Genomic DNA, 26614 nt, shown 5'->3' on the forward strand with positions numbered 1-26614 from the left:
AAATAAATGTCAATTTACTTAAAAGGCATTATGTTTGTGACTTGATTCCGAATTCAACCATTGCAGTGATTTTCAATAGATTTCTCCTTATATCGATCCTTGTGCTATTTGCCGGAACTTCCAGCTTTGCGCAAAAAAAACTTTCCAGAAAAGAGCGTAAGGCTCAGGAAACAGAAGCTAAAACCACCCGATATTATATCGAGGGGGAAAAATATCTTGTCCTGGGTGAACTGGACAAATCCTACTTCTACCTGCAGAAAGCACTTGAATTTTCTCCCGAAGAACCTGCGATCAGCTACAAAATCGCAGAAGTGCTTTTGCGTGGGAACAAACCGGAAAAAGCTCTTCCCTATGCGGAAAAAGCAGCTAACCTGGATATAGAAAATAAATACTACGCTTTGATGGTGGCAGAAATCAACACCAATCTCAATCAACCATTAAAAGCAGCTGCAATTCTCGAAAAGCTTACTGCAGACGGGGAAAACAATCAGCAATACAACCTTGACTTAGCTTCCATTTACTTGAATGCTGGGGAGTATGATAAGGCACTCATCGTACTGGACCGTGCGGAATCGTATTTCGGAATCATGGAGCCAATCACCCGACAGAAGCAACGTATATACCTGGGCAAAAACAATTTAGAAAAAGCAATTGAAGAAGGAGAGCGACTGATTGATGCAAAATCTGGAAATCCAGACTATGTATTAAGCCTTGTTGAAATCCTATATAACAACAACCGTATTGACCAAGCTTTGGATTTGGTTTTGGGAGAAATCGAAAAATTTCCAAATCAGCCTGAATTACACATGGCTGCCTATACTTTGCACAAAGAAAAAGGACAAAGAAATGAATCTGAAAATTCCATCATTACAGCTTTTTCCAGTCCCGATTTAAATCCAGAGATTGCTTCAAAATCCTTTAGTTCTATCGTCGATGAAATGCAAACTTCAGAGCGCGATAGTTTATTGGATAAGTTAGAGCGCCTTATGATTCAAAATCACCCGCAAGAAGCCAGTGTTTTTGAAGCCATAGGAAAGAGAAGATTGAAAGAAGGGCAAAAGGATGAAGGAATAGAGCTCTATAAAAAATCTTTGGTGATCAACCCCAAAAATCAAGAATTACTAGAGCAGGTAATCACCAATTCATTTGGAGAGAATGCAGATTTCAACGAATTGGAGAAATTTACAATTATGGCAGTAGATGAATTTCCGGAAAAACCAGAGTTTTGGTTTTATGACGGAGTCATTAAAAATGCCCAAAAGAAAGATTCTTCAGCTGTTATTTCTTTGGAAAAAGCGGTAGAACTCAATGCTGGTAAAAATTTAGGTTTGGATCAAGCTACATACGGAGCTTTAGGAAATGCTTTTTACAATTTGAAGGAAACAGATAAATCCTTTAAATACTTTGATAAAGCTGTGGAGCTGAATCCCAATGATGAACAAGTCTTGAATAATTACGCTTACTTTTTGTCGTTAGAAAAGAAAGACTTGGAGAAGGCTAAGAAGATGTCAGAAAAAGTTGTCAGAAGATTTCCAAATAATGGCACTTTCCTTGATACATATGCCTGGGTATTGTTTCAGACTGGCGATTATCAAGGTGCAAAAAAATACATGGATCTTGCTATGGAGCATGAATTAGAACCAAGCGGTGTCATGCTGGAACATTATGGAGATATTTTATACCATTTGGGGCAAAAATCAGAAGCAATCAGCTATTGGAAAAAAGCTGAAAAAAGCCCAGAAGCTTCTGAAAAACTCCCTCAAAAAATAAAAGAAGGCAAATACCATGAATAAGCTTTTTGCAGGATGCTATATTCTGTTGGCAATAGGACTTTTTACCGGCTGTTCCAAAAAGAATATCCTCTACAAAGGGGATGGAAGTATGGAGGAATTTTCACCTATTTACAGTGATTATGACTATTTATCAGCCAAAGCCAAAATCATTATAGAAGAAGAATCTGGTAAAACTACGAGAGGGAGCATGAATTTAAGGGCCAAAAAGGATAGCATTCTTTGGTTTACCGTGAGTCCAGGAATGGGGATGGAAGCAGTTAGAGGCCTAATAACACAAGAAAAAATTCAGATCAAAGATCGAATAGGTAAAGAGGATGTCAATATGACTTTCACGGAGTTTGAATCTCTATACGGATTAAAACTTTCTTTAGACCTTTTTCAAAACTTACTTTGGGCAAACCCTCCTATTCCATTTGACTACAGTGATCGACTTGTTAAAGTAAGAAAGGATTACGAGCTCACTCAAATAAGAAATAAGGTAAGATACTTCAGCAAAATAGATATAAATAGCAGAAAGGTGTCTGAGCTTGTCAGCAACTCTTTAGATGATAGAGGTTCTTTACTTGCTAGCTTTGCAAATTTCCAAGACGTCAATACCAAACCCTATCCATTAGAGGTACTATATAAACTCGCCTATCAAGTTCAGGGAAGCACTCAAAATACGATCATCAATCTTACTTGGAACTCGATCGAACCTCAAGTTGAACCACTTAATTTTCCATTCAGATTTTGATTTTTATGAATAGAAAAAGTCTGGTTATTTATTCTCTATTGTTGACAGTTTTCTTCTGTCTAGGCACTGAATTACAGGCTCAGACAAAAAAAACCAGAGAACAGCTGGAGCGAGAAAAAGCAGAAGTTCAAGAGCGCCTCAGAGAGTTTGATAAGATTCTGAAGCAAACTACCGAGATCAAGAAAAACTCGATTGGACAGCTAAATGCAGTAACAAGAAAAGTTCAAACCCAGTCACGGTTGGTCAACACTTTGGCTCGAGAAGTGAAATTACTTGATCAAGAGATTAAGGAAACCGAGGATAAAATCGAGAAATACAAAAAAGAACTGATTGATTTGAAGGCTGAATATTCTCGAATGATTTATAATGCTTCTAAACTCAACAGAGGGCTATCTATCGTTTCGTTCGTTTTCAGTTCAGGCAACTTCAATCAATTGTATATGCGATTGAAATACCTCAAGCAGTATACTGACAACCGGAAACAACAAGCCGAGCAGATAGAGAAAGTGAGCATACAGCTGGCAGAGGAACAGATAGCTTTAGATGCCAAAAAGCAAGAAAAAGAAGATATTCTAGAAGAAGAAAGAAAAGAGAAACTTGCCTTGGAACAGGCGAGAAAAGAACAACAGGGAATAGTTAATACCCTTTCCAAAAAAGAAAAAGACATACAAAAGCAAATTGCTGCAACTAAAAAACAACAAGATCAGTTAAATAGAATGATCAAGCAGGTGATTGAAGAAGAAATCCGCTTGGCAGAGGCTGCAGCTAAAAAGTCGAATAGCACCACGAAAAAAAGTGCTGGAAGTAGTATGCCTCTAACCCCAGAAGCGGCTGCTTTATCAAGTTCATTTGCAGGAAATAAAGGAAGACTTCCTTGGCCGGTAGAAACTGGTTTCATAGCGCAAGGATTTGGTACTTACCCCCACCCTACCCTCAAAGGTATCACGATGGATAGTGACGGGGTGGATATCCGTACACAACCCGACTCAGAGGTCCGAACAGTATTTGATGGGACAGTATCTAAAATCACCACTATGCCTGGTTTTGGTGGAACTGTGATTATCAAACACGGTGAGTATTATACCATGTATAGTAAGCTAAAAACCATCTCTGTAAAATCAGGTCAAACTGTAAGTGCAAAAGACGTAATTGGCAGGGTAGCTACAGGAGAAGATGGACAAGCGGAGGTACATTTCCAAACATGGAAAGGACTAAAAGTAATGGATCCTTCGACCTGGATTACGTCCAAGTAGTTATTATTATCGTATATTTATAAAAAAGAAGAACTCTCATCCAATAACTTTGCGTAAGCAGATGACAGTTATATCTTTGCAACCTAATTTATCTTAAACAAACACCATCATGACAACATTAGCTTTCTTTCAAAATATGGGCGGTGGCTCGATCGTATTGATCGTATTAGTCGTTCTTCTATTGTTTGGTGCTAAAAGAATTCCTGAATTGGCTCGTGGCCTTGGTCGTGGTATCAGAGAATTTAAAGATGCTACCAAGGATATTCAGAACGACCTTGAAGAGGGACTGAAAGACGACAAGAAAAAGTAATCTTATAAGCCAATAAAATTGGAAAAATTCATTTCATTCGACGAAATAAAAAAATCGCTCGAAAAGAAGGAAACGGATTGTCGCTCGATAGTCCAATATTACTTAACCAACATTCAGACGAAGGCGCATCTCAACGCCTTCGTCGAAGTTTATGAGCAATCTGCTTTGAGTCAAGCTGATTTGATAGATCAGAAGCTTGAAGAAGGTAAAGCTGGTAAGCTTGCAGGCATGGTGATCGGTATCAAAGATGTACTTTGTTACGAGGGACATGAATCCAATGCCTCTTCAAAAATCCTAGAAAATTTTGAATCTCAATTTACAACAACCGCAATTCAGCGTTTGATTGATGAAGATGCTATTATTTTAGGTAGACTTAATTGTGACGAGTTTGGAATGGGAAGTTCCAATGAAAATTCGGCGCATGGAAAAGTTCTTAATGCAGCAGATGAAAGCAGAGTACCTGGAGGTTCTTCTGGAGGTTCAGCTGTTGCCGTTCAGGCAAATCTTTGCACAGCTTCTCTTGGAACAGACACAGGAGGTTCCGTAAGACAACCAGCCGCTTTTACTGGAGTAATCGGGATGAAACCTACCTATTCAAGAATTTCTCGATGGGGACTGATTGCCTATGCATCCTCTTTTGACACCATTGGTATATTTTCCAAAACTGTCAAAGACAATGCACTATTATTGGAGATTATGGCAGGTCATGATGAAAATGACAGCACTTCTTCCAGAAAGCCAGTCTTTCCTTACAGCCAATTACTCCATTTCGACAAAAAAGCAAAAGTTGCCTTTTTAAAAGAGACCTTAGAATCACCAGCACTTCAACCAGAAATCAAAGCTAACACATTGGCTATTTTGGAGAAGTTAAAGTCTGAAGGCCATGAAGTTAAGGAAGTGGAATTCCCTCTTTTGGATTACCTACTACCAACCTATTATATTTTAACGACGGCCGAGGCAAGCTCCAACTTATCTCGTTTTGATGGTGTGAAATACGGTTACCGAACTCCAAATGCTCACAACTTGGAGAGCATGTACAAATTGACTAGAAGCGAGGGATTTGGTGATGAAGTCAAAAGAAGAATAATGCTAGGTACTTTTGTGTTAAGTGCCAGTTACCATGACGCATATTTTACCAAGGCTCAGAAAGTCAGAAGATTAATAAAAGAGTATACTGAGAATCTTTTAAATGATTTTGATTATATTATAATACCAACTACCCCATCCACGGCGTTTAAGTTTGGGGAACATAGTGGAGATCCTGTCGCGATGTACCTTGAGGATTTATTCACGGTTCAAGCCTCAGTTTCTGGTGTACCGGCCATATCCATTCCAAATGGAAAGGATGCTCAGGGGATGCCTATAGGACTGCAAGTCATTTGCAATTCGTTTAAAGAGGCAGAACTTTTTGCTTTTAGTAATTATCTTAGTGAATTAACGTCTTAAATCTGAAATAAACCCATGAAAAAAACCTGGTTCAATTCTATCCTACTTGCGATTTTCACATGTACGATCCCTTTGTCTCAGGTATATTCACAAGACGACCAAAACGTCGTTTCGGGGCCTAATTTAGATGAAGAGGTAATGCCAAATTACCACTACGAGTACATTCCAGATTTCACATATGAAGAAATAGAAGAGCGGATTTCCAACATGGAAACAAAAATGCCCTTCGAACTGAATGATCGTATTTTTTCATTTATCCAATATTTCACCGTTCGAAACCGTGATTATACCAAAATGGTTTTGGCGAGAAAAGACTTGTTTTTTGACCTTTTTGATGAAACGCTTCGGAAGCATGAAATGCCTGAAGAGATCAAATATCTATCTATAATCGAATCTGGGCTTGACCCTCAAATCCGTTCCCGAGTTGGGGCAATGGGACTATGGCAGTTTATGCCCGCCACCGGCAGAATGTATGGTATGCAAGTGTCTCATCACGTAGATGATCGTATGGATCCAGAAATGGCGACTGATGCAGCTGCCAAATATCTAAAGTCCCTTTATCGCATGTTTGGAGATTGGGAGGTTGCCATGGCGGCATATAATTGTGGTCCTGGAAATGTCCGAAAAGCAATCAGAAGATCCGGTGGAAAAAAGACATTTTGGGAAATCTATAATTACTTACCAAGGGAGACAAGAGGTTATGTACCTCAAGTTCAGGCCATGCTTTATATACTTAATCACCTAGAGGAGCATAACTTAAATCTGGAGGATCCAACCTATTATAGAGAAACTGAAAAAATCAGATTTGACCGAGCGCTAAGTTTAGAAAAACTAGCGGAGTTGACTGATTTATGTACAAAAGATTTAGAAAGCTTAAACCCTTCCATTAAATACGGAAAGCTTCCAGAAGAAAAGCGTTCTATGGAATTAAGAATCCCAAAAGCGAAGGCAGATTTTATCAAGCAAAACCTCGCTTGGATCAGTGATTCATTAAATAATAACCCGACCACCTACCTTACCGATAATGGGAAGTTTCTTTTGAAGCCGATTGAAGACATTGAGGAAGAACAACTGGAAGCCTATATTTATCGCGTGAGATCAGGTGATGTGTTAGGAAAAATTGCTTCTCGGAATGGAGTATCAGTTTCCCAATTAAAATCCTGGAACAACTTACACTCAAACCTAATCCGAGTAGGGCAGAAACTGACAATTTATTCTGGAAACGGGCCTGTTTTTGCAGAAACCAGAACCAACTCATCTGGTCAGCTATTATATACTGTTCGCCCCGGTGATTCTCTGTGGATCATCTCTAAAAAACACGCTGGCTTGACCGTAGAACAAATAAAAAGGCTAAACAACCTGAATAGCAACAACATAAAGCCTGGACAAAAGCTCATAATCGGTTAATTCCCCAAACTGAATTTTATTGTTTTTTAACAGGTGAATGCACTGGTTTTAAATTTTTAAGTAAACCAGAATTGTTATTTTTAGGTTTCTACCTTTAGGGAACAAAAGATCAATCAATACATTATGAGAGCTTTAAAATATATTTTAGTCGCCTTTTCATTTGGGATTTTATTTTCCTCATGCGAGGAAGGTTCTGGTGATTATGACAGTTCAAAACCAAAAGCCCGAGGAACAATTGGGGAAATTATTTTAGTCATTGACTCTACAAAATGGGCTGGGCCTGTGGGTGATGAACTGAAAGATATTTTTGAAGCCGACCTTCCTGGAATGATCCGTTCGGAACCTAGATTCAAAGTAAACCGGGTGGACCCACGAGCTATGACTCGAATGCTCAAAATGTCTACAAATCTTATTTATGTGACAACCTTTGATGATAAAGGTGGAGCAAGTCAAGTAATCAACTCCCAATTCTCCAAAGCTTCAAAAGACAAGGCGGAAGCTGATCCAAGCCTCTTCCAATTGAGAATGGAGGATGAATATGCGAGAGGACAAGAGGTACTATACTTATTTGGAAATACTGAAGACGAACTAGTCGCCAACTTGAGAAAGAACAAACAGCGATTGATCAATCTTTTTGAAGTTAGAGAAAGAGGAAGATTAGAGAAAATTATTCTTGCAAGAAAAAATACTGCTGCCTTACATGAGGCTGAAACTAATCTGGGCATTAAAATCAATGTTCCAGCTTCCTATCAAGTAGTAAAAAGTAAGCCTGGCTTTCTATGGGTAAGACAACCTACGCCGACGGCAAATAGAGCCGATATTAGCCTGTTTTTTTATGAAACTGACTATGTAGCTGAGGAACAAACCTTTCCAGAAAATATTGTCAAGTTAAAAGATGAAATCACCAAGAATGAGATTTTTGGAGACCCCGAAGATCCAACCTCTTTTATGGTTTCTGAAAAACAAATCCCCCCAGCTTTCCGAAACATGGTGATAAATGATAATTTTACTACCGAAATCAGGGGTTCTTGGAAAACTAACAATATCAGCATGGGAGGAACCTACTTAGGTTACCTCATGGTAGATGAAAAGAAAGGGAAGCTGTATTATATGGAAGGCTTTGTGTTTTACCCAAATGAAGTTCATAGGGACGCACTGCGTGAAATTGAAACAATCCTTTTAAATACTGATGTTAGTTGGACGCAAGAGCAAGGATCCTGACCCAAACTAACTTAGAGCTTATATGGCAATTAAAATCCGCAAAGAGGACGCGCTCAATTACCACCAACAAGGAACACCCGGTAAAATTGAGGTAATACCCACAAAACCTCTTTCGAGTCAAATGGATTTGGCTCTCGCCTATTCGCCGGGAGTGGCAGAACCATGCAAAGAAATTGCATCAAATCCCGAAAACGCATATAAATACACCGCAAAGGCCAATCTGGTAGGAGTAATCTCCAATGGATCAGCAGTTCTTGGACTAGGTAATATTGGAGCTGCAGCCTCCAAGCCTGTGATGGAAGGGAAAGGCGTTTTATTCAAGAAATTTGCCGGTATTGATGTTTTCGATATTGAAATAGACGAAAAAGATCCAAAAAAACTTATCCAGACTATTAAGTCCTTGGAGCCTACTTTTGGAGGTATAAACCTGGAAGATATCAAGGCTCCAGAATGCTTTGAAATCGAGAAAACCCTAAAACGGGAAATGAATATACCTGTCATGCATGATGATCAGCATGGCACGGCCATTATTTCTGGAGCAGCCTTATTAAACGCTCTTGAAATCGTAGGTAAAGACATTTCTGAAATTCAGCTTGTAGTCAACGGTGCTGGAGCTGCAGCTATTTCCTGTACTCGGTTTTATGTATCTCTAGGAATCAAAAGAGAGAACATAGTTTTATGTGACATCGACGGCATTCTAAGAGAAGACCGTGCAGATTTAGATGAAATAAGAAAAGAATTCGCTACTTCAAGAGATCTTAATAGCTTGAGCGATGCGATGAAAGGTGCTGATGTTTTCTTGGGTCTTTCTGCAGGTAATGTAGTAAGCCAGGAGCAGCTCAGATTGATGGCACCTAACCCTATTGTTTTTGCTTTGGCAAATCCTGACCCTGAAATCACTTATGACCTAGCGGTTGCTGCTAGAGAAGATTTGATCATGGCTACAGGTAGATCTGACCATCCCAATCAGGTGAATAATGTTTTAGGATTTCCTTACATTTTCCGTGGAGCTTTGGACGTAAGAGCTACTTCTATTAATGAAGAAATGAAGCTTGCTGCTGCCCATGCAATTGCAAAATTGGCAAAAGAGCCAGTTCCAGATATTGTTAATAAGGCCTATGGAGAGAGTAAACTTGGATTTGGTAAACTTTATCTAATTCCAAAACCACTAGACCCAAGGTTGATCACGACCATTGCGCCCGCGGTGGCGAAAGCAGCCATGGACTCAGGAATAGCCAAAAACCCGGTTAAAGATTGGGATGCTTACGAATTAGAACTTCAAGAAAGAATCGGTATCGATCAGCGTTTGATGTCAGTGGTGATAGCAAGAGCGAAGAAAGATCCAAAGCGTGTGGTATTTGCTGAAGCGGATAATAGAAAAATACTCAAAGCGGCACAGATGATTCGCGATGAGAAAATTGCAAATCCGATCTTACTTGGTAATAAGGAGAGAATCCTAACACTTATTGAAGAGAATTCTTTAGACCTTCAAAATGTCACCATCATCGACCCAATGGAGGAAACGAAGATGCTTTCTCAGTTTACAGAAATTCTTTATAAAAAGCGTCAGCGAAAAGGTATGACACCTGGAGATGCCAGCAGATTGGTTACCCAGCGAAATTACTTTGGAGCTATGATGGTGGAAACTGGCTTGGCAGACGCATTTATTTCAGGTTTGACAAGGGATTATCCTAAAACAATCCTGCCTTCCTTACATACGATTGGGGTAAAACCAGGCACAAAGAGAGTAGCGGGTATGTATATCATGAATACCGATAAGGGCCCTTACTTCTTCGCCGATGCTACGGTTAATTTAAACCCAACCGCAGAAGAGTTGGTCGAAATTATTGGGTTGACTGCTGATGCAGTGAAGTTCTTCAATATCGAACCAAGAATCGCTGTTCTTTCTTACTCTAATTTTGGTTCTGCCAAGGGAGATATCGCAGAAAAAATGGCCAAAGCCACTGCACTCGCTAAAGAAAGATACCCAGATTTGATCATTGAAGGTGAAATGCAGGCTAATGTCGCTCTGAATGAAGAAATTCAAAAAGAGGTTTACCCATTCTCTGCATTGACCAATAAAAAAACCAATACACTTATCTTCCCAGATTTAAGTTCTGGTAACATAGCTTATAAATTACTTGCTGAGTTAGGAAGCTCAGAAGCTATTGGGCCAATTCTTTTAGGCATGAACAAACCGGTACATATTCTTCAATTAGGTAGTTCTATACGTGAAATTGTCAATATGGTGGCTGTTGCCGTTGTTGATGCTCAATCCACTGACTTACCATGATAGATTATTTACACGGGAAACTCGTTTTTAAAGACCCCACTTATGTACTAATTGATGTAGGAGGAATTGGCTACCATGTCAAAATCTCCCTACAGACTTATAGCCAAATCAAGGATGAGGAGCAAATCAAGCTCCTCACCTACCTTCATATTAAAGAGGATGCTCATACACTCTATGGCTTTAAGAATGCTGATGAGAAAAGACTTTTTTTATTGTTGATTTCCATCAATGGGGTAGGTCCAAATACTGGATTAATGATCCTCTCCTCTTTAAGTACTGAGGAAATAGAACAATCCATTCTTTCGGGAGATGTGGCTACTATTCAGCATGTTAAAGGAATAGGTGCAAAGACAGCCCAACGAATCATTCTGGAATTAAAGGATAAAGTTGGAAAAGCTACTGATTCCAGTTCGGGAGATTCTCAAGTTGGATTTTTAAATGCACACAATAATCTACGTGAGGAAGCGTTAAAGGCATTAATCACGTTGGGATTCCCAAAAACTGCTGCTGAAAAAAACATCAGGGCTGTTTTGAAAAAAACCACGGGAGAAATTTCTTTAGAAGAATTAATTAAAGCATCTTTAAAGACACCATAATTTGAAGCTGCATTGAACTTTCGGAAGTTACTGACTTTTTGCAGGAGGAAGTATTTCGGTGGTTTGCCCAAATATTTCACTCTCTTTGGGTTTATTCTGGCCTTTTCTACTTCCCAGGCTCAACAAACCGATACCGATAGCATCCAATCGCGAATCGATTCTCTTAATCTTAGGAGAATGGCTCCCTCATTTTTGCTTTGGCAAAATATGAGGACAAATCCTCTGTACCCTACCCGGAACCCATTCTTAGTACCTTCCTCCCCATTTTTACCTAAAAGTTTAACCAATCAAAATGTACAAGTTTTGGTGGACTCCACCTTACGTTACAATGTGGTTGAAGAAGTGGATAGTACTCGGCTGGGGAATGAGCAGGAATATGATTTTGAAGAGTTTTCGAAAATTCAAGAATACAAAGTTAGGCAGGACTATTGGAGAAGCAGAGCACGAGGCGGTGATGGTGAAAGCGCAGTAGAAGGAAGAGGTTTAATTCCACCTCTCACAGTAAGTCCCTCATTTGACAGAATCTTTGGTGGAAGTGAAATTAATATTGTCCCCACCGGTTATGTCAATTTAGATTTTGGGGCAATATTCCGAAGAGTTGACAACCCTACCCTACCCATTAGGCAGCAACAAAATGGAGGCTTTAACTTTGATCAGCAGATTCAGATGGCTGTCAATGGGTCTTTAGGCGAGAAAATGAAAATTGGGGCAAATTTTGACTCCAATAATTCTTTCGACTTCCAAAATCAACTTAAGGTAGAGTACGACGGATTCCAGGAAGACATCATCAAATCCATTGAAATCGGTAATGTCAGTATGCCTGTTCAAAACCGGTTGATTCAAGGGGCACAAAACCTTTTTGGAGTAAAAACACAGTTACAATTCGGGAAGTTGAATGTCACTGCCGTAGCCTCCACCCAAAGAGGAAGAAGAGACGAATTGGTTATTGATGCCAATGGACAAGGTCGAACATTTGATATTCAAGCATCTAAATACGATGAAAATCGACATTTCTTTTTAGCCCATTTCTTCCGAGATAATTACGAACGCTGGCTTAGAGGTTTGCCTCAGGTACTTTCCGGTGTAAATGTCACCAGAATAGAGGTTTATATCATGAACCGAGCCTCAAACACGGAGACATTAAGAAACTTTGCTGCATTCATGGACTTGGGTGAAGGACAGACATTATTAAACCCTAACAACCCAAATATTGGCATGGGGACTCCTGGAGCACCTGCTGCGAACGGCTCAAATAATCTTTTTAGGAACATCTCCCAGAATCCATCATTTAGACCCTTTGACACGGGCTCTAGGGCAATGGAATCAAGCCTTGGGATTAGGAAAGGAGTAGATTTCGAACAAATAAATGGTGCTAGAAAATTAGCCCCTACTGAATTTTATTTTAATGCTCAATTAGGCTACCTCTCTCTTTTTAGAAAGCTGCAGAATGATGAGGTTCTTGCTGTATCCTTTGAATACACTTACAATGGGCAAGTGTATAAAGTGGGTGAATTGACAGAAGATTATCAAAACCGTCAAGAGGATGAACTGATATTCTTAAAGCTATTACGCCCTGCCAGAATTAACCCAAGAGTTCCGACATGGGATTTGATGATGAAAAACGTTTACAACCTAAACGCAAATCAACTTCTAAGAGAAGGGTTCCAACTCCAAGTTATATATAGAGATGACAGAACCGGCTTAGATAACCCTTCCTTACTTGAAGGAAAAAATGTCAAGGACAAACCCTTAATCAGGCTAACGGGACTGGATAATCTAAATCCGCAAAATGACCCTGCCCCTGATGGTAATTTTGACTTTGTAGAAGGACTAACCATGCTATCAGATCGGGGTTTATTAATATTCCCAGTTTTGGAGCCATTCGGCTCAAACCTTGAAAAATACTTTGAACCCGAAGAGATCGTCCTAAAGGACAAATATGTATTTGACACTCTTTATAGAACCACACAAGCTGATGCTCAGCTAGTCACCAGGCTGGATAAATACTTTATTAAAGGTAGACTTACTGCAGGCTCGGCCTCAGAAATTCAACTGCCTGGTTTAAATATTTCACCTGGATCCGTCATCGTTTCTGCAGGTAATATTCCATTGACAGAAGGGGTAGATTATACAATTGATTACAATGTAGGTCGAGTGGTCATCATCAATGATGCAATTCTTCAATCAGGAAAGAAAATTGCCATCAGTTTTGAAAAAGCAGATCTCGTTTCCTTCCAAACCAGAAGTTTACTGGGTACTCGACTAGAATATCTCTTCAATGATAAATTTAACTTAGGAGGTACATTCTTATACCTCAATGAAAGGCCGAATGTCACGAGGATTGCAACAGGAAACGAAACTCTAAGAAATAGCCTTTGGGGTTTAGATGCCAACTTTAATGATGAGTCCAGGTGGTTAACCAAGCTTGCAGACGCTTTACCATTTACCGACACAAAAGAGCAATCACTGGTTCAATTCAGTGGAGAATTTGCTCATTTAATCCCTGGCACGTCTAATAAAGTAGATGGAGATCAAGCATCTTACATTGATGATTTTGAGGCCGCAGTTACCCCATTTAATTTAGGAGGAGCAGCGAATCAAAACTGGAAGCTTTCTTCTACCCCAGAAACTCCTGACGATCGTTTTGACCTAAGCAATCAAACCGAGGATATGCTTGGGGCTACCTACCGAAGAGCACGATTGGCATGGTACAATATTGACAACATCTTTTACAGAGAAAGTGGCCCTGGAGTCCCCACAAATATAACTAGAGAGGATCGTAGGAATCACTATGTGAGAAGGGTTGTACCACAAGAAATCTTCCCTCAGCAAGACAGAACGGTAATTATTACTCCTGAACCTCTTTTCGAAATGGCCTATTTCCCAAGTGAGCGAGGAATGTATAATTACAACACCAATCTTAATTTTGACGGTTTACTTCCTGAACCTAAAAAGAATTTTGGTGGAATTACCAGAGCTATCACTACCGAGGTTGATTTTGATCGTACCAACATTGAATACATAGAGTTCTGGCTGTTAGACCCATTTATTGAAGGAGAAAACGGAAGGGTTCTCGACGGTGTATTCAACCAGAATAATACCACAGGTGGTAAATTATTTTTCAATCTTGGGGATATCTCAGAAGACGTCATGGCAGATGGTCGACATGCATTTGAAAACGGATTACCTGCTGATGGAGATCCTTCTGAAACTTCCTCAAATGAATGGGGAAGAATAACAAGAGAACAATACTTGCTCCCTGCTTTTGATAATTCAGAATCCTCGAGAGAAAATCAAGATGTAGGCTTAGATGGTTTGAAAAATGAGAATGAGGCAGATTTCTTTAGATCAAGATTTTTGGATCGCATAAGCGTCTCTCAAGATGCGAGAAACCAAATCAATCAAGATGTATCGGGGGACCTCTTTCAGTATTATCTCGATGAACAATTTGATCAAAATGATACCAAGATTCTGGAGAGATACAAAAAATTCAATGGAATGGAGGGAAACACTCCAGTTTCCGCTAATCAAAATCTCCCCTACACTCCTTCAGGTTCCAACTCACCTGATAATGAGGACCTAAACACCGATAATACCATCAATGAACTGGAAAACTACTACGAGTACGAGTTAGACCTTAGACCTAGCAAAATGGTGGTTGGCCAAAATTATATTGTTGATAAGGTGACCCACAATGAAGCTGGGGAAAATGTGGATTGGTATTTATTTAGAATTCCAGTGAGACAACCTGATAGAGTTCAAGGAGACATCTCAGGCTTTAAGTCCATACGATGGATGAGAACTTACCTGACGGAATTTGAACAGCCAGTAGTATTGAGAATGGCTAATTTCAGAATGGTAGGTAGTCAATGGAGAGTATTCCAAGAATCTTTATTCGAGAAGGGACTTTTTGAAATCCCAGAGCCTGACAATTCCAACATTACTGTGGATGTGGTGGGAATTGAGCAAAACAGTCAAGGTAGTGCGACACAAAGTCCGTATGTATTACCTCCGGGAATCAATAGAGACCGTGATAATACTTCCACTGTAGAGAGAAGATTAAATGAGCAATCACTTAGGATATGTGTTGAAGATTTAGCTCCTCATGATGCAAGAGCGGTATTTAAAAACCTTAACCAGGATTTAGTCCAATTTGAACGAATTAAAATGTTCCTTCATGCTGATAGCGAGGATGCGTTGGATGGTGAAATTACCGCATTCTTACGTATGGGAACAGATTATACTGACAACTATTATGAAATAGAGGTTCCTTTATTAATTACACCTAAAGGAACCCGGGATCCAAGACAAATCTGGCCTTTAGAAAATGAAATAGATATTGCCATTCAGGATATTGTTGGGGTTAAAGTAGAAAGAGATAATAATCAAGTTCCTCTTAACCTTCCCTTTAGCCAGCAAATTGGGCAATATAAAGTAACTGTTGTAGGTCGGCCCGAATTAAGTCTCACTCAAGGGATGATGATTGGGGTCAGAAACCCAGGAGACACCGGTGGGTCCAGCCGAAGCATTTGTGTTTGGGCAAATGAGTTGAGAGTAACTGGCTTCACCAAATCCAATGGTTGGGCTGCCAACGCATTAATGAATGCAAAAATTGCGGATGTAGCTGTAGTATCTGCTTCTATTCGTCATAGCTCCATAGGGTTTGGGGGTTTGGAAACGAGGCTTTCGCAAAGATCTCGTACTGCAACCACCCAATACGATATTTCTACCAATGTTGATGTACATAAATTATTGCCTTCAGAACTTGGGGTAAGCATCCCCATGTATTTCAGTGTTGCAAACTCCACATCTAAACCCAAGTTTGACCCTCTGAACCCAGATGTGCCATTAGAGTTGGCTTTAGGGAAATTTGAAACAAATGCGGAACGAAATGCCTATAAGAAAATAGCATTGGATCAAATGAACAGTAAGAACATAAGCTTTACCAATGTTCGGAAAATCAAATCTGACCCGGAAGCAAAAAGCCATTTCTATGATCTTAGCAATTTCTCCTTCTCCTATGCGTATGGTATAGTCAAACAGAACAATGCAGATATTCAGGATTATAACTTTAAAACCAATAAAGGGAATATCACCTATAGTTATTCTCCTAAAGCTTTAACCATAGAACCTTTTAAAAATAGTGAATGGCTAAGCTCACCTCATTTAAGATTGATAAAAGACTTTAATCTCAATCTGGCCCCTTCACAGGTTTTGGCAAGAATAGATGTAGACAGAAGGTTCTTAAGGTCTCAGTATAGAAATGATCAGTTGAGTTCAGATGGGGTGGATCCACTTTTCCAGAAAAGCTTCTTCATCAACCGTTTTTATTCTTTAAACTGGGATTTGACAAATAACCTGAGAGCGGATTATTCCGCCAGAGTGATGGCCGTGGTGGATGAACCTGAAGGTGATTTGGACTCTGAAGCCAAGCAAGACTCTGTAAAAAGCAATTTCTGGAGGTTTGGAAGAAAGACTAATTTCAACCAGACATTCAACTTAAACTATACGATTCCTTTTGATAAATCCCCGATAACTGACTGGATCCGAGCAGACTATAAATATGGAGCAACCTATACTTGGCAAACTGGAGCCATTGGGCAAAAAGACACCTTGGGAAATGTAATTCAAAACACAAGGAACCAGAATATTACGGGTAAAATCGATCTGGTAAGACTATACAATAAGAGCAAAAAGCTAGAAGCTTTAAACGCTCCGAAAAGACCCAATATCCCAGGTAGAGATAATGTCGAAGCAGAAGACACCATTGGTACACCTTTCAGCAATAAACTTTTGAAACTATTAATGATGGTGAAAGAAGTTTCATTCACCTATGATAAAGTTGAAGGTTCTTTCCTACCTGGATATTTGCCAAACACTGGATTGTTAGGAATGGATCGAGCCCTTGAAAACCCTGGCCTTGGGTTCTTATTTGGTAGTCAGGACCCAATGATACGTTACCGATTGGCAGCTGCAGGCGCAATGGCACCTAGTTCAGAATTAACGATGCCTTTTAGTCAAAATAAAGCGACAAACCTTAGACTCGGAAGTATTGTAGAACCATTCCAAGATTTTAGAATCACACTTACAGCTACCAAAAGGGAAGTTGGTGATTATCAGGAAATCTTTAGAAACTCAATGGACTCTCCAGGGGATTTCGTTTCTATAAGTCCAAAAAGAGTTGGTGGATATAGTATTACTACCATAATGCTCGGAACATCTTTCTCAAAAGATGATTCGGAAAACAACTCCCCTTTATTTACTGATTTTGAGCAAAACAGAGCCATTATTAAAAGCAGGTTAGATTCAGAAAACAGCGCGGCTGGAGAATATTCTATTAATGGGCAAGATGTACTTATTCCTTCCTTTTTGGCTGCCTATAGAGGACAAGATGCCTCTGAGGTAAAACTCAACCCATTCCCTAAAACCCCACTACCTAATTGGAGGATAGAATATAGAGGACTCTCAAGGCTGAAAGGGTTGAGTGATATTTTTAGTAGCATCAATATTTTACATGAATATAGTTCTACCTATGATGCCAGTAATTTCTCCAATTCATTGCAATACCAGCAAGGCTTGGAGCTTTACAATACCTTACAATCGATCCCAACTTCGGATATTACCAATGACGAGGGACTGTTCATCCCAATTTATGTTCTCAATCAAGTAGTGCTATCCGAGCGTTTTTCTCCTTTGATAGGCTTAGACTTATTGACAAAAGACAGACTAAACGTTGCTATCTCATATAATAAAGAAAGAAATCTGGGTCTTAACTTCTCGAATTCCCAAATCACAGAGCAGAAAAGCAATGATGTTGGGCTAGAAATCGGTTATACCAAGGCCGGAGTCAAGGTTCCTTTTAAAATTCAAGGGAGACAGACTGTTCTTAAAAATGATTTGACGTTTAGGTTAAACACCAAAATTGTAGATACTCGACAAGTACAGCGGAAAATTGAGGAAGGCAGTACAATTACCAATGGAAACTTAAACATACAGATCAGACCTACAATAGGATATTTAGTGAATCAAAATCTGAGTGTGACTCTTTACTTTGACAGGACCATCAATGATCCAAGAGTCACTACCTCCTATAGAAGGTCTTCTACATCATTTGGAGGCCAACTTCGATTTAATTTATCACAATAGATTTTATTTAGCCTGATTCCTTTTAATTTTGGGCTTCCTTACAAAAAATTTCAAATATGAATATTCCACAAGAATTAAAGTACACAAAAGACCACGAGTGGGTAAAAATTGAAGGTGATATTGCGACCATTGGAATTACTGATTTTGCACAATCAGAATTGGGTGATATCGTATATGTGGAAGTAGAAACAGTCGGTGACTCTTTAGATGTAGAGGAAGTCTTCGGTACTGTAGAAGCTGTAAAAACTGTTTCCGACTTATTTATGCCAGTAAGCGGAGAGGTTACCGAACTAAACGAAAAATTGGCCGACGAACCAGAATTGGTTAATTCTGATCCTTATGGAGAGGGATGGATGGTGAAAGTGAAAGTTTCAGGTGACACTTCTTCTTTAATGTCTGCTGAAGAGTACGCTGAATTAGTGGGAGCTTAATACGATTTCAGTTGAGATTGTTTTTGAGTTTAGCTTGGTTACTAACCATTAGTGTAGCCATGTTGACTCCTGGAGACAAATTTCCTGAAGTCGATGCTTTTGATTTTCAGGATAAACTCATCCATTTTATCTGCTTCTTCATCCTAAGCTATTTGTGGTGCGGGGTTGGTATTAGAGAAAATGAAAAGGGGAAAATCAGCAAGAGATTATTAGTTAATTACCTGATTTTTGGAGTGTTAGCAGGGATTGTTTTGGAATCACTGCAACAATTCATCCCCTTTCGTACGTATGATATAGTAGACATGGTTACAAATATGATAGGAGGAGTCGCAGGATTCTTCACATATTTTAAGCTGTCACAGACAAAAAAGCACTTGGAATAATGATCCTAAATTGTTAGAATTGTTATTCTTAAACTAGAAAAAAATTAACCTGTATAAACTAATTCACCATGGAAGCAAAAAAGACTCCGAAGGCTGATCTAACCAAAAAATCAGGAATGTTCCTGAATCTTGGTTTAGCAGTGGCTGTAGGCGCTACACTTGCTGCCTTTGAATGGAAGTCATATGACGACGGTGCATTAAAAGACCTTGGTCAGGTGACAGACAATTTCGAAGAGCTGATTGATATTCCAATCACAGAGCAGCCACCGCCACCACCACCACCAGTAGAGCAGCCAATCATCGAGGAAATCCCAGATGAAGTTGAAATCGAAGAAAAAATCGAAGTAAACTTTGATGTGGATGTGAAAGAGGAAACTGTTATTAAAGAAGTAGTAATCGCTGAAGCTCCTGTAGAGGAAAAAGCTGATGAAATTTTTGACGTAGTAGAGAATCAACCAGTTCCTCCAGGTGGTATGTCAGGTTGGAATCAATATTTAAGTAAAAACCTTAAGTACCCTACTCAAGCAAGAAGAATGGGTATTGAAGGTACTGTAATTGTAGTATTCGTTGTAAACACCGATGGATCTATTCAAGACGTTGACGTTTTGAGAGGTATCGGCGGAGGTTGTGATGAGGAAGCAGTTAGGGTAGTTTCGAATGCTCCAAACTGGGAGCCAGGTAAACAAAGAGGTAGACCTGTTCGAACAAGAATGAGACTTCCAATCAGATTTAAACTGAGCTAATAAAATTGAAGGCCCGAGCAATCGGGTCTTTTTTTTGCTCAAAATTTAACAACTTTTTAATTAGTTAAAAGATGTTGTTCTAGTAGGCTCTTGTAATAGAAGTAGTTAACTTCTTAGGAAATCATTTTTACCTAAACAAACAAAAGCCATGGAATACAAAAAGACCCCTAAATCGGATCTGAGAAAATTGTCCGGAATGATTTTTAATCTGGGCTTAATGCTTAGCGTAGCTGCTGTTTTAGTAGCTTTTGAATGGAAATCTTATGAACGTGTATTCGTGAAAGATTTATCCAGTCAGGAAAACACATGGGATTTATTGGATATCCCTAATACAATTCAAGAACCTCCTGCTCCCCCACCAGTTCTCGAGCTCCCAAAAATTGAAGCGGTGGATGATGATATCGAGGTGGATAAATTAGACGATCTGGTTAATTTCGACATTGAGGATACACCAGCTCCTGCAGAAATTATAATATCTGAACCGCCGGTGGACGATATCCCTGACGAGATTAGAGAATTTGTGGAAGTTCAAGCATCATTTAAAGGAGGTATGGAAAAATGGTACGAATACCTCAAGAAAAATCTTAATTACCCCACACAAGCAAGAAGAATGGGGATTGAAGGAACAGTGATCGTCAGGTTTGTCGTAAATACTGATGGAAGTATTCAAGATATTGAAGCTGTGAGAACTATTGGTGGTGGATGTGATGAAGAAGCAATGGATGTCATCAGAAACTCACCAAAATGGAATCCAGGAAGAATGAGCGATAGACCTGTCAGGTCAAGAATGACTATGCCTATTCGATTCAGATTAAACTAAACCAATTTCATTCATTTGAATACCAAAGACCATGTTAGTGAAAACATGGTCTTTTTTTTTTGCTTCGCTCTATCACAACTCCTAAGAAGAAATTCCATAAATTATAAGATTACAACGAAGCAAAGCTCCACCATGAAAAACATCCTTTTATCTCTATTGCTTTTATGTCTTCTCTCCTGTAGCAAAAAACAAAACTCTTTTGACTTAATAATTTTAAATGGGACAGTTTACGATGGCACCGGGAATAATCCGAGCCAGATGGATTTAGGGATTACCGGAGGAAAAATCCAGCAAATAGGCGATTTAAAGGATGCGAATTCAGAAAAAATCATTGATGCTTCTGGTTTAGCTGTAGCTCCTGGATTCATCGATATGCACACACATTTGGAGCCTATTATGGAATTGCCCTCTGCAGAAAGTTTATTGAGACAGGGAGTGACATTTGCTTTGGGTGGACCAGATGGAGGCGGTCCCTGGCCATTTGGAAGCTACCTAGACAGTCTTGATAAACTAAGCTTAGGAATCAATGTTGGGTACCTCATTGGGCATAATACCATTAGGAGAACTGTCTTGGGAATGGAAGACCGCTCACCTAACGCAGAAGAACTTAGCCAAATGGAAAACATTGTACAAACTGCAATGGATGAAGGAGCCTTTGGTATTTCCACTGGTTTGAAATATTTACCTGGAACATTCTCAGAACTTGATGAGGTTATTTCACTATCAAAAGTGGCAAGTGATAACAATGGAATTTACACCTCCCACCTTCGAGAAGAAGGATTAGGCCTAATTGATGCTGTCAAAGAGGCCATTCAAATTTCAAAAGATGCTTCTATACCTGTAGTCTTAACACATCACAAAGCAATGGGTATTAAAATGTGGGGTGCAAGTTCACAAACACTAGCATTGGTAGATTCTGCCCGAAGTGTAGGTCTAGACATCATGATGGATCAATACCCTTATGCCGCTAGCCATACGGGAATTAGCATTCTAATCCCCAGTTGGGCGATGGAAGGAAATAAGTTTCAAGAACGAGTGAAAGAACCTGCTTTAAAGGACAGTATCAAGGCAGGCATCATATTTAATATCTTAAATGACCGAGGAGGAAGAGATCTCAGGAGAATTCAATTTTCAAGAGTTAGTTGGGATGAAAACCTAGAAGGCAAAACTTTGCATGATTGGCTGGAAATAGAAGGTTTAGAAAATACGATAGAAAATGGGGCTGAGCTTGTAATTCAAGCTCAGTTAAATGGTGGTACCGGAACAATTTACCATGCCATGGATGAGGGAGATGTGGCAAATATCATGAAGCACCCTATGACCATGATCGGATCAGATGGCAGACTTTCTCAACCTGGAAATGGACATCCACACCCCAGAGCCTATGGGACCTTCCCAAGGGTTTTAGGGCACTATGTTCGCGAAGAGAAGGTTATCACCTTACAAACAGCTATTCATAAGATGACAGGGCTATCAGCTCAAAGAATTGGATTGAAACAAAGAGGATTTATAAAAGAAGGATATTTTGCAGATATCACGATTTTCAATCCAGAGACAGTAATTGATAAATCAACTTTTACTGACCCGCATCAATATCCTGAAGGAATAGAATATGTGTTAGTAAATGGGGACATAGAAGTAGAAAATGGAGAGTTAACAGGAAAATTTTCCGGTAAAGTGATCCGGAAAAACAATCAATAAAATAAAGTCAATGTTCCAAAAGTCCTTTAATAGTCAGAAAAGCGAAGTGTAAGTCTAAGCATTTTCAAGAAAGCTAGTCTTACACTCCGCTAATTGTGACAAAACCACCATTGAAGTAGTCTCTAGTTTTATTTATAAAACATTCATGGACTGCTCTTTGATTTTCTCCAGCTCATCCTTCATCAGAATGACATGCTTTTGAATACCAGCATCATTTGCTTTAGAACCAATTGTATTTATTTCCCTGCCAATTTCCTGGCTGATAAAGCCTAATTTTTTACCCTGATTCTTATCTTCTTTCATGATTTTAGAGAAGTATTTCAAATGGGTATCTAAACGGACAATCTCTTCTGTAATATCTAGCTTCTCGAAGTAATAGATCAATTCCTGTTCAAAACGATTCGCATCAAATGAATTTTCATCCAGCCATTCATTAAAATGGTTTTTGATTTTGCCTTTGATTCGCTCTTTTCTGGTCCCCTCCTCTTGTGAAATTTTCTCTAACCCATTGGCTATGGATTCAACATTTCCGACAAGTTTTTCCATTAATGAATTTCCCTCATCTTGTCTAAAAGAATCACAATTCTTCAAGGCTTCCAAAAGAACCTTTTTTACTTGATTCCACTCCTCGGCTTCATTCTTATCGTCAGCCGTTACATTATTGATCACATTTGGAGATTGAAGTGCCAACTTAAATACATCATCACTATTACTGCCAACAGACTCAGCCATGGCAGAATATTTTTGATAAAAAGTGGCAAACAATTCTTCATTTATGGAAACTGGCAATTCCTTGGAACCCTTAGACAAGAATTCAATATTCACACTGACTTTCCCCCTGTCAAGAGCACCTTGGACCACATTTCTAATTTCGTGTTCCTTATCAGAAAATTGCTTTGGACTACGTATGGAAAGATCCAAAAACTTTGAGTTGAGCGACTTGACTTCCACATGGATCATCATCTGCTCATTCTCGAATCCGGCATTTCCAAAGCCGGTCATCGATTTGATCATAATTAATTTTGAAAATTAGAAATTGATACCCAATGTCACATAGTACATCAGGTCTTCATTTTTATAGTTTCTGACAGGCTGGGCCACATCAAATTTCACAAAGTAATTTAAAAGTACTGTTCTCAATCCTGCGCCATAACTTTGAAGCCATGGGTTATTGAAATTGTTCAGCACAATTGTAAAGGGTGATCCTTCGGTATTTATTACTTCTGTATTCCTATCATTTACTTTCTCCCATGGTGCTGACTCATCCCATGCCGATGCAATGTCATAAAATCCTACTAGTTGGAAGTTACGGATAAAGTTCGACGTGATATTTCCTCTTGTTAGATAGGAGAATATAGGAATCCTCAATTCTGTGGTGAAGGAAATAACATTTCTTCCCCGAATCTCATCATACTTATAGCCTCTTAAATCCACAAAATCTGCGAAAAGAATATTGGAATTCTCCTCCCCTGTTGGGTTTCTGATAGGCGTGCTTTCTGGTCTATTGGTAGGAGGTCTATAAAACTTATTAAATAACCAATTATCCATTCCTCCCACCAGGTAAGTCTGAGGGTTTTTACCCATAAATGAACCTACATACAGCTTGGATGCTAGCACGATGTTTTTATGAATACGCTGATAGTTTCTTAAGTCTAGATAGAAATTACCAAAAGATCTAGACGACCTATTCATCGCCTGATACTGCATATAACCTACTTTCCCTTTAAAACCGACTTGTGAATAAAGTCCCAAAAGTGTGGTTCTATCTATTACAAACTCAGCTCTTCCCCCAAGGTAATTGACATCAAATCGGTTTTGATCAGGATCTTGTCCTAAAACCAGAGAGTCTGGATTTAAATTAAAATATTGCGTTTTTGCTACAAAAGGAGCTAGAGTAAATCTAGCGTTGATGTTTAAAGGATAAGAGAATCCTGCCTCCACTTTTGTTAATACATACTTCTGGAAAGTAATGTCTCCCTCTGAAATGCGTATCGTTTTTCTGTCAAACCTGCCTCTAAAGTCTATTCTGCTCTTTCTATATTCATATTCAAAGAATATATCTCCTCCAGACCTAAAATCCAGTGTGGTCATCACCCCTCCATAAAAGGAATGATTATCCAAAAAGTCTGTCATTTTACCTGTCAGACTCACTCCAAATCCTCTCAATGGATCCACTACAAATCTAGTATTGATACTATTTGTCAAAAACTGAGGCTCCATTCTTCTTGGACCAGAAACTCTTTTTTGAAGGCTCTGCTTCCTAAATGAATCCAATAAATTAATCTTATTGGTCTGACCTGAGCTACTCTCTTTTGCAATTACTGGGTTTGGTAAAGAATCGAAAGTATAATTATCAGTATCAATCCCATTTTTTGACTCGAATCGAAGTCTATCTAAATTTATAGAAGTCTCTTTAGCGTTATTTAGCGTATCAGCAATAATATTCACAGTATCCTGAAGAGTCAAAGATGGTTTCGGCTCAAGAGCCTCCATTTCCTTTTGATTCTGCTCTTCCATAAGCCTTCTTGCAGCAATCCTTTCATTCAGAGACTTGGCTTGCTGTAGCTGTACCCTTGGAGTACTCGGAGTAAATTGATCAGCACCTGAATAGCTCTCAATCTTCAAGAAACTTTCCCTACCATCTCTCACGGCATAGGCTATTTTATTCATCCTACTATTGACATCAAACACCTCTAAGCTTTTATCAAACCCTGAGATTTGATTGGCCAACTGAGAACCTACACTAAGCCTCATCAAGTTATTGATACCACTCAAATCACTGAGGAAAACCACTTGATTTGAATTGAGTTTCCTTGGATAAATATTTTTGCTATTCGTATTGGTAAGTTTTGTGGTGACGATGGAATCCCCAACCTCCATCAAATAGAGATTATAAAAATTAGGCAAACTATCTAGGCTTATATTTTTGGTGTCCAATGAGTCTGGTAACTCAGTAAAATTGGAAGAATAAACAATGGTTGAATCATTCAGAAAAGCTGGGGTCAAATCATCAAAAATATCATTTGTCAACCTCTTCCCTTGACCTCTGGTATTTAGAGTATAAACATCCGTTTTACCATTGGAAATAGCGGAAAGGACCATATTCCGACCCGACTCATTGAAATCTAAGCTTAAGATCTGCGTGATGTTCCTTAAGTAAATCTTGTCTTGACTACTTCCATCGATGGACCGTAACCTCAATAAGGTCGTTCCTCTTTTAAAAGATGCAATGGCCAAGTTTGCAGAATCTTTCCACGCTATAACTGGGCTACTATAATTCGGCTCTTGATCCTGATAAACAGCTCCTCCCTGAAGTATGGTTCGTTCATTTCCAGAACTGATCTCTCGGATTTGAACCTTGTATTTACCCGCGTTATTTATCACATAAGCCAGGTTAAGCCCATCAGGACTAAATTTGATATCGTTGATTTTACCGATCACCTTGGGAGAGGTAGAAGCAATTGCTCCTTTCTGATCAATATCAATGAAATTATTATATACCTGTTCATTAACAGTAATGTAATACTTCTTCCATTCTTCTTTGAATGAATTGTAGTTTAAGCCTACTGTATTGGCAATACTATTTTCCTCATTTCTATTGATTCGGGAGAGGTTTAAAATACTCGAGATATACCTTCTTCCATAGCGCTCAGCAATGTAATTCCAAACTGATTGCCCCACTAAAGCCGCTTCTCTTTCCTTCAGTTTCAATAGTTTCGGGTTATCTTCCTCTTTTAAATAATGTCTGACAAAATCATCCATTTCAAGACTCCATCCTGAAGCCAAATAAAGAGCAATTCCATCTATATACCATTCCGGAAATCCATTCACTAAGTTGGACTGAAACGCATCCCCTACAGAAGAACCATAAAGCATTTCCTCAATAATAATTTTTGAGGTTGCATAAATTAAATCCTCTTTAAACTTATCCACCTCACCTTTATAGGAAACCTCTGCGATAAGTCTGTTAAAGTCTGTTTGCCCTTCTTCATAAAGCTCCATTTTATTCAAATTGAGATTACTTTGAAGCAGTTCTTCAGGTGAGTTGTAAAGGTAGATTTTTGGCTTTGTATAGGCTACATAGCCTATCATTTGGGTCAATCGATCAAATTCACTTTCCAAATATTCAATCGCCATTTTTGCATTGGCACCCCCACGATCATAATAGTACACTTCAAAGTTGTTTGAAGTGTAATAGTACCAATCAAATTGCTGGTGTTGAATTCTGTTTTTACCAAACTTTTCCTGGTCAAATTGTCCCAGAACTAAAAATGAATTCAACCATAAACCAGCAAAAATCAATATTCTGAAAAGGTGATATCGCATTCTTATTGCTGA

The 26614-nt window shown here is 39.0% G+C and carries 17 protein-coding genes; 15 read left to right on the forward strand and 2 right to left on the reverse strand.

Annotated elements, in window-relative coordinates:
- The first annotated feature begins 101 nt into the window (after positions 1-101).
- From ALPR1_RS16295 to ALPR1_RS16365, 15 genes are all read left to right on the forward strand, one after another.
- A complete protein-coding gene (locus ALPR1_RS16295) occupies positions 102-1793 on the forward strand; it encodes a tetratricopeptide repeat protein (protein ID WP_237701575.1) in 1692 nt (563 codons plus the stop codon).
- On the forward strand, positions 1786-2526 hold the full coding sequence (locus ALPR1_RS16300; RefSeq protein WP_008202342.1) for a DUF4292 domain-containing protein: 741 nt from the start codon (positions 1786-1788) through the stop codon (positions 2524-2526). Before ALPR1_RS16295 ends, ALPR1_RS16300 begins: the two co-directional genes overlap by 8 nt.
- A gap of 5 nt (positions 2527-2531) precedes the next feature.
- The gene (locus tag ALPR1_RS16305; RefSeq protein ID WP_008202343.1) at positions 2532-3779 is read left to right on the forward strand and encodes a murein hydrolase activator EnvC family protein; all 1248 of its coding nucleotides are present in this window, start codon (positions 2532-2534) and stop codon (positions 3777-3779) included.
- A 109-nt stretch (positions 3780-3888) separates the two neighbouring features.
- The gene (locus ALPR1_RS16310) at positions 3889-4089 is read left to right on the forward strand and encodes a Sec-independent protein translocase subunit TatA/TatB (RefSeq protein WP_008202345.1); all 201 of its coding nucleotides are present in this window, start codon (positions 3889-3891) and stop codon (positions 4087-4089) included.
- A gap of 18 nt (positions 4090-4107) precedes the next feature.
- The gene (gene gatA / locus ALPR1_RS16315; protein ID WP_008202347.1) at positions 4108-5535 is read left to right on the forward strand and encodes an Asp-tRNA(Asn)/Glu-tRNA(Gln) amidotransferase subunit GatA; all 1428 of its coding nucleotides are present in this window, start codon (positions 4108-4110) and stop codon (positions 5533-5535) included.
- Positions 5536-5550: 15 nt separating this feature from the next.
- On the forward strand, positions 5551-6942 hold the full coding sequence (locus tag ALPR1_RS16320; protein WP_008202349.1) for a LysM peptidoglycan-binding domain-containing protein: 1392 nt from the start codon (positions 5551-5553) through the stop codon (positions 6940-6942).
- 123 nt (positions 6943-7065) lie between these two features.
- Entirely contained in the window at positions 7066-8163 is a 1098-nt protein-coding gene (locus ALPR1_RS16325; protein ID WP_008202351.1) for a DUF4837 family protein, read from the forward strand.
- A gap of 22 nt (positions 8164-8185) precedes the next feature.
- Positions 8186-10456 carry an NADP-dependent malic enzyme gene (locus tag ALPR1_RS16330; RefSeq protein WP_008202353.1) on the forward strand — a complete coding sequence of 757 codons (2271 nt, stop codon included), beginning with the start codon at positions 8186-8188 and terminating at the stop codon, positions 10454-10456.
- Positions 10453-11052 carry a Holliday junction branch migration protein RuvA gene (ruvA, locus tag ALPR1_RS16335; protein ID WP_008202354.1) on the forward strand — a complete coding sequence of 200 codons (600 nt, stop codon included), beginning with the start codon at positions 10453-10455 and terminating at the stop codon, positions 11050-11052. The genes ALPR1_RS16330 and ruvA overlap by 4 nt, the downstream gene beginning before the upstream one ends.
- A 177-nt stretch (positions 11053-11229) precedes the next feature.
- On the forward strand, positions 11230-18198 hold the full coding sequence (sov, locus tag ALPR1_RS16340; protein ID WP_008202355.1) for a T9SS outer membrane translocon Sov/SprA: 6969 nt from the start codon (positions 11230-11232) through the stop codon (positions 18196-18198).
- A gap of 56 nt (positions 18199-18254) precedes the next feature.
- Entirely contained in the window at positions 18255-18629 is a 375-nt protein-coding gene (gcvH, locus tag ALPR1_RS16345) for a glycine cleavage system protein GcvH (protein WP_008202357.1), read from the forward strand.
- 59 nt (positions 18630-18688) lie between these two features.
- A complete protein-coding gene (locus ALPR1_RS16350; protein WP_040302943.1) occupies positions 18689-19012 on the forward strand; it encodes a VanZ family protein in 324 nt (107 codons plus the stop codon).
- A gap of 68 nt (positions 19013-19080) precedes the next feature.
- A complete protein-coding gene (locus ALPR1_RS16355) occupies positions 19081-19755 on the forward strand; it encodes an energy transducer TonB (protein ID WP_008202360.1) in 675 nt (224 codons plus the stop codon).
- 148 nt (positions 19756-19903) lie between these two features.
- Positions 19904-20575, forward strand: coding sequence for an energy transducer TonB (locus ALPR1_RS16360; protein ID WP_008202361.1), 672 nt, complete (start codon positions 19904-19906; stop codon positions 20573-20575).
- Between the two features lie 132 nt (positions 20576-20707).
- Positions 20708-22276, forward strand: a complete 1569-nt coding sequence (locus ALPR1_RS16365; protein WP_008202362.1) for an N-acyl-D-amino-acid deacylase family protein — start codon at positions 20708-20710, stop codon at positions 22274-22276.
- Positions 22277-22408: 132 nt separating this feature from the next.
- Here ALPR1_RS16365 and ALPR1_RS16370 read toward each other — a convergent pair whose 3' ends face one another.
- Positions 22409-23290, reverse strand: a complete 882-nt coding sequence (locus ALPR1_RS16370; protein ID WP_008202363.1) for a YicC/YloC family endoribonuclease — start codon at positions 23288-23290, stop codon at positions 22409-22411.
- A 15-nt stretch (positions 23291-23305) separates the two neighbouring features.
- Positions 23306-26602: a biopolymer transporter Tol gene (locus tag ALPR1_RS16375; RefSeq protein WP_040302946.1), complete on the reverse strand. Its 3297-nt coding sequence runs from the start codon at positions 26600-26602 to the stop codon at positions 23306-23308.
- Positions 26603-26614: the final 12 nt, after the last annotated feature.

Origin of the sequence: Algoriphagus machipongonensis (assembly GCF_000166275.1) — a bacterium.
Classification (GTDB): Bacteria; Bacteroidota; Bacteroidia; order Cytophagales; family Cyclobacteriaceae; genus Algoriphagus; species Algoriphagus machipongonensis.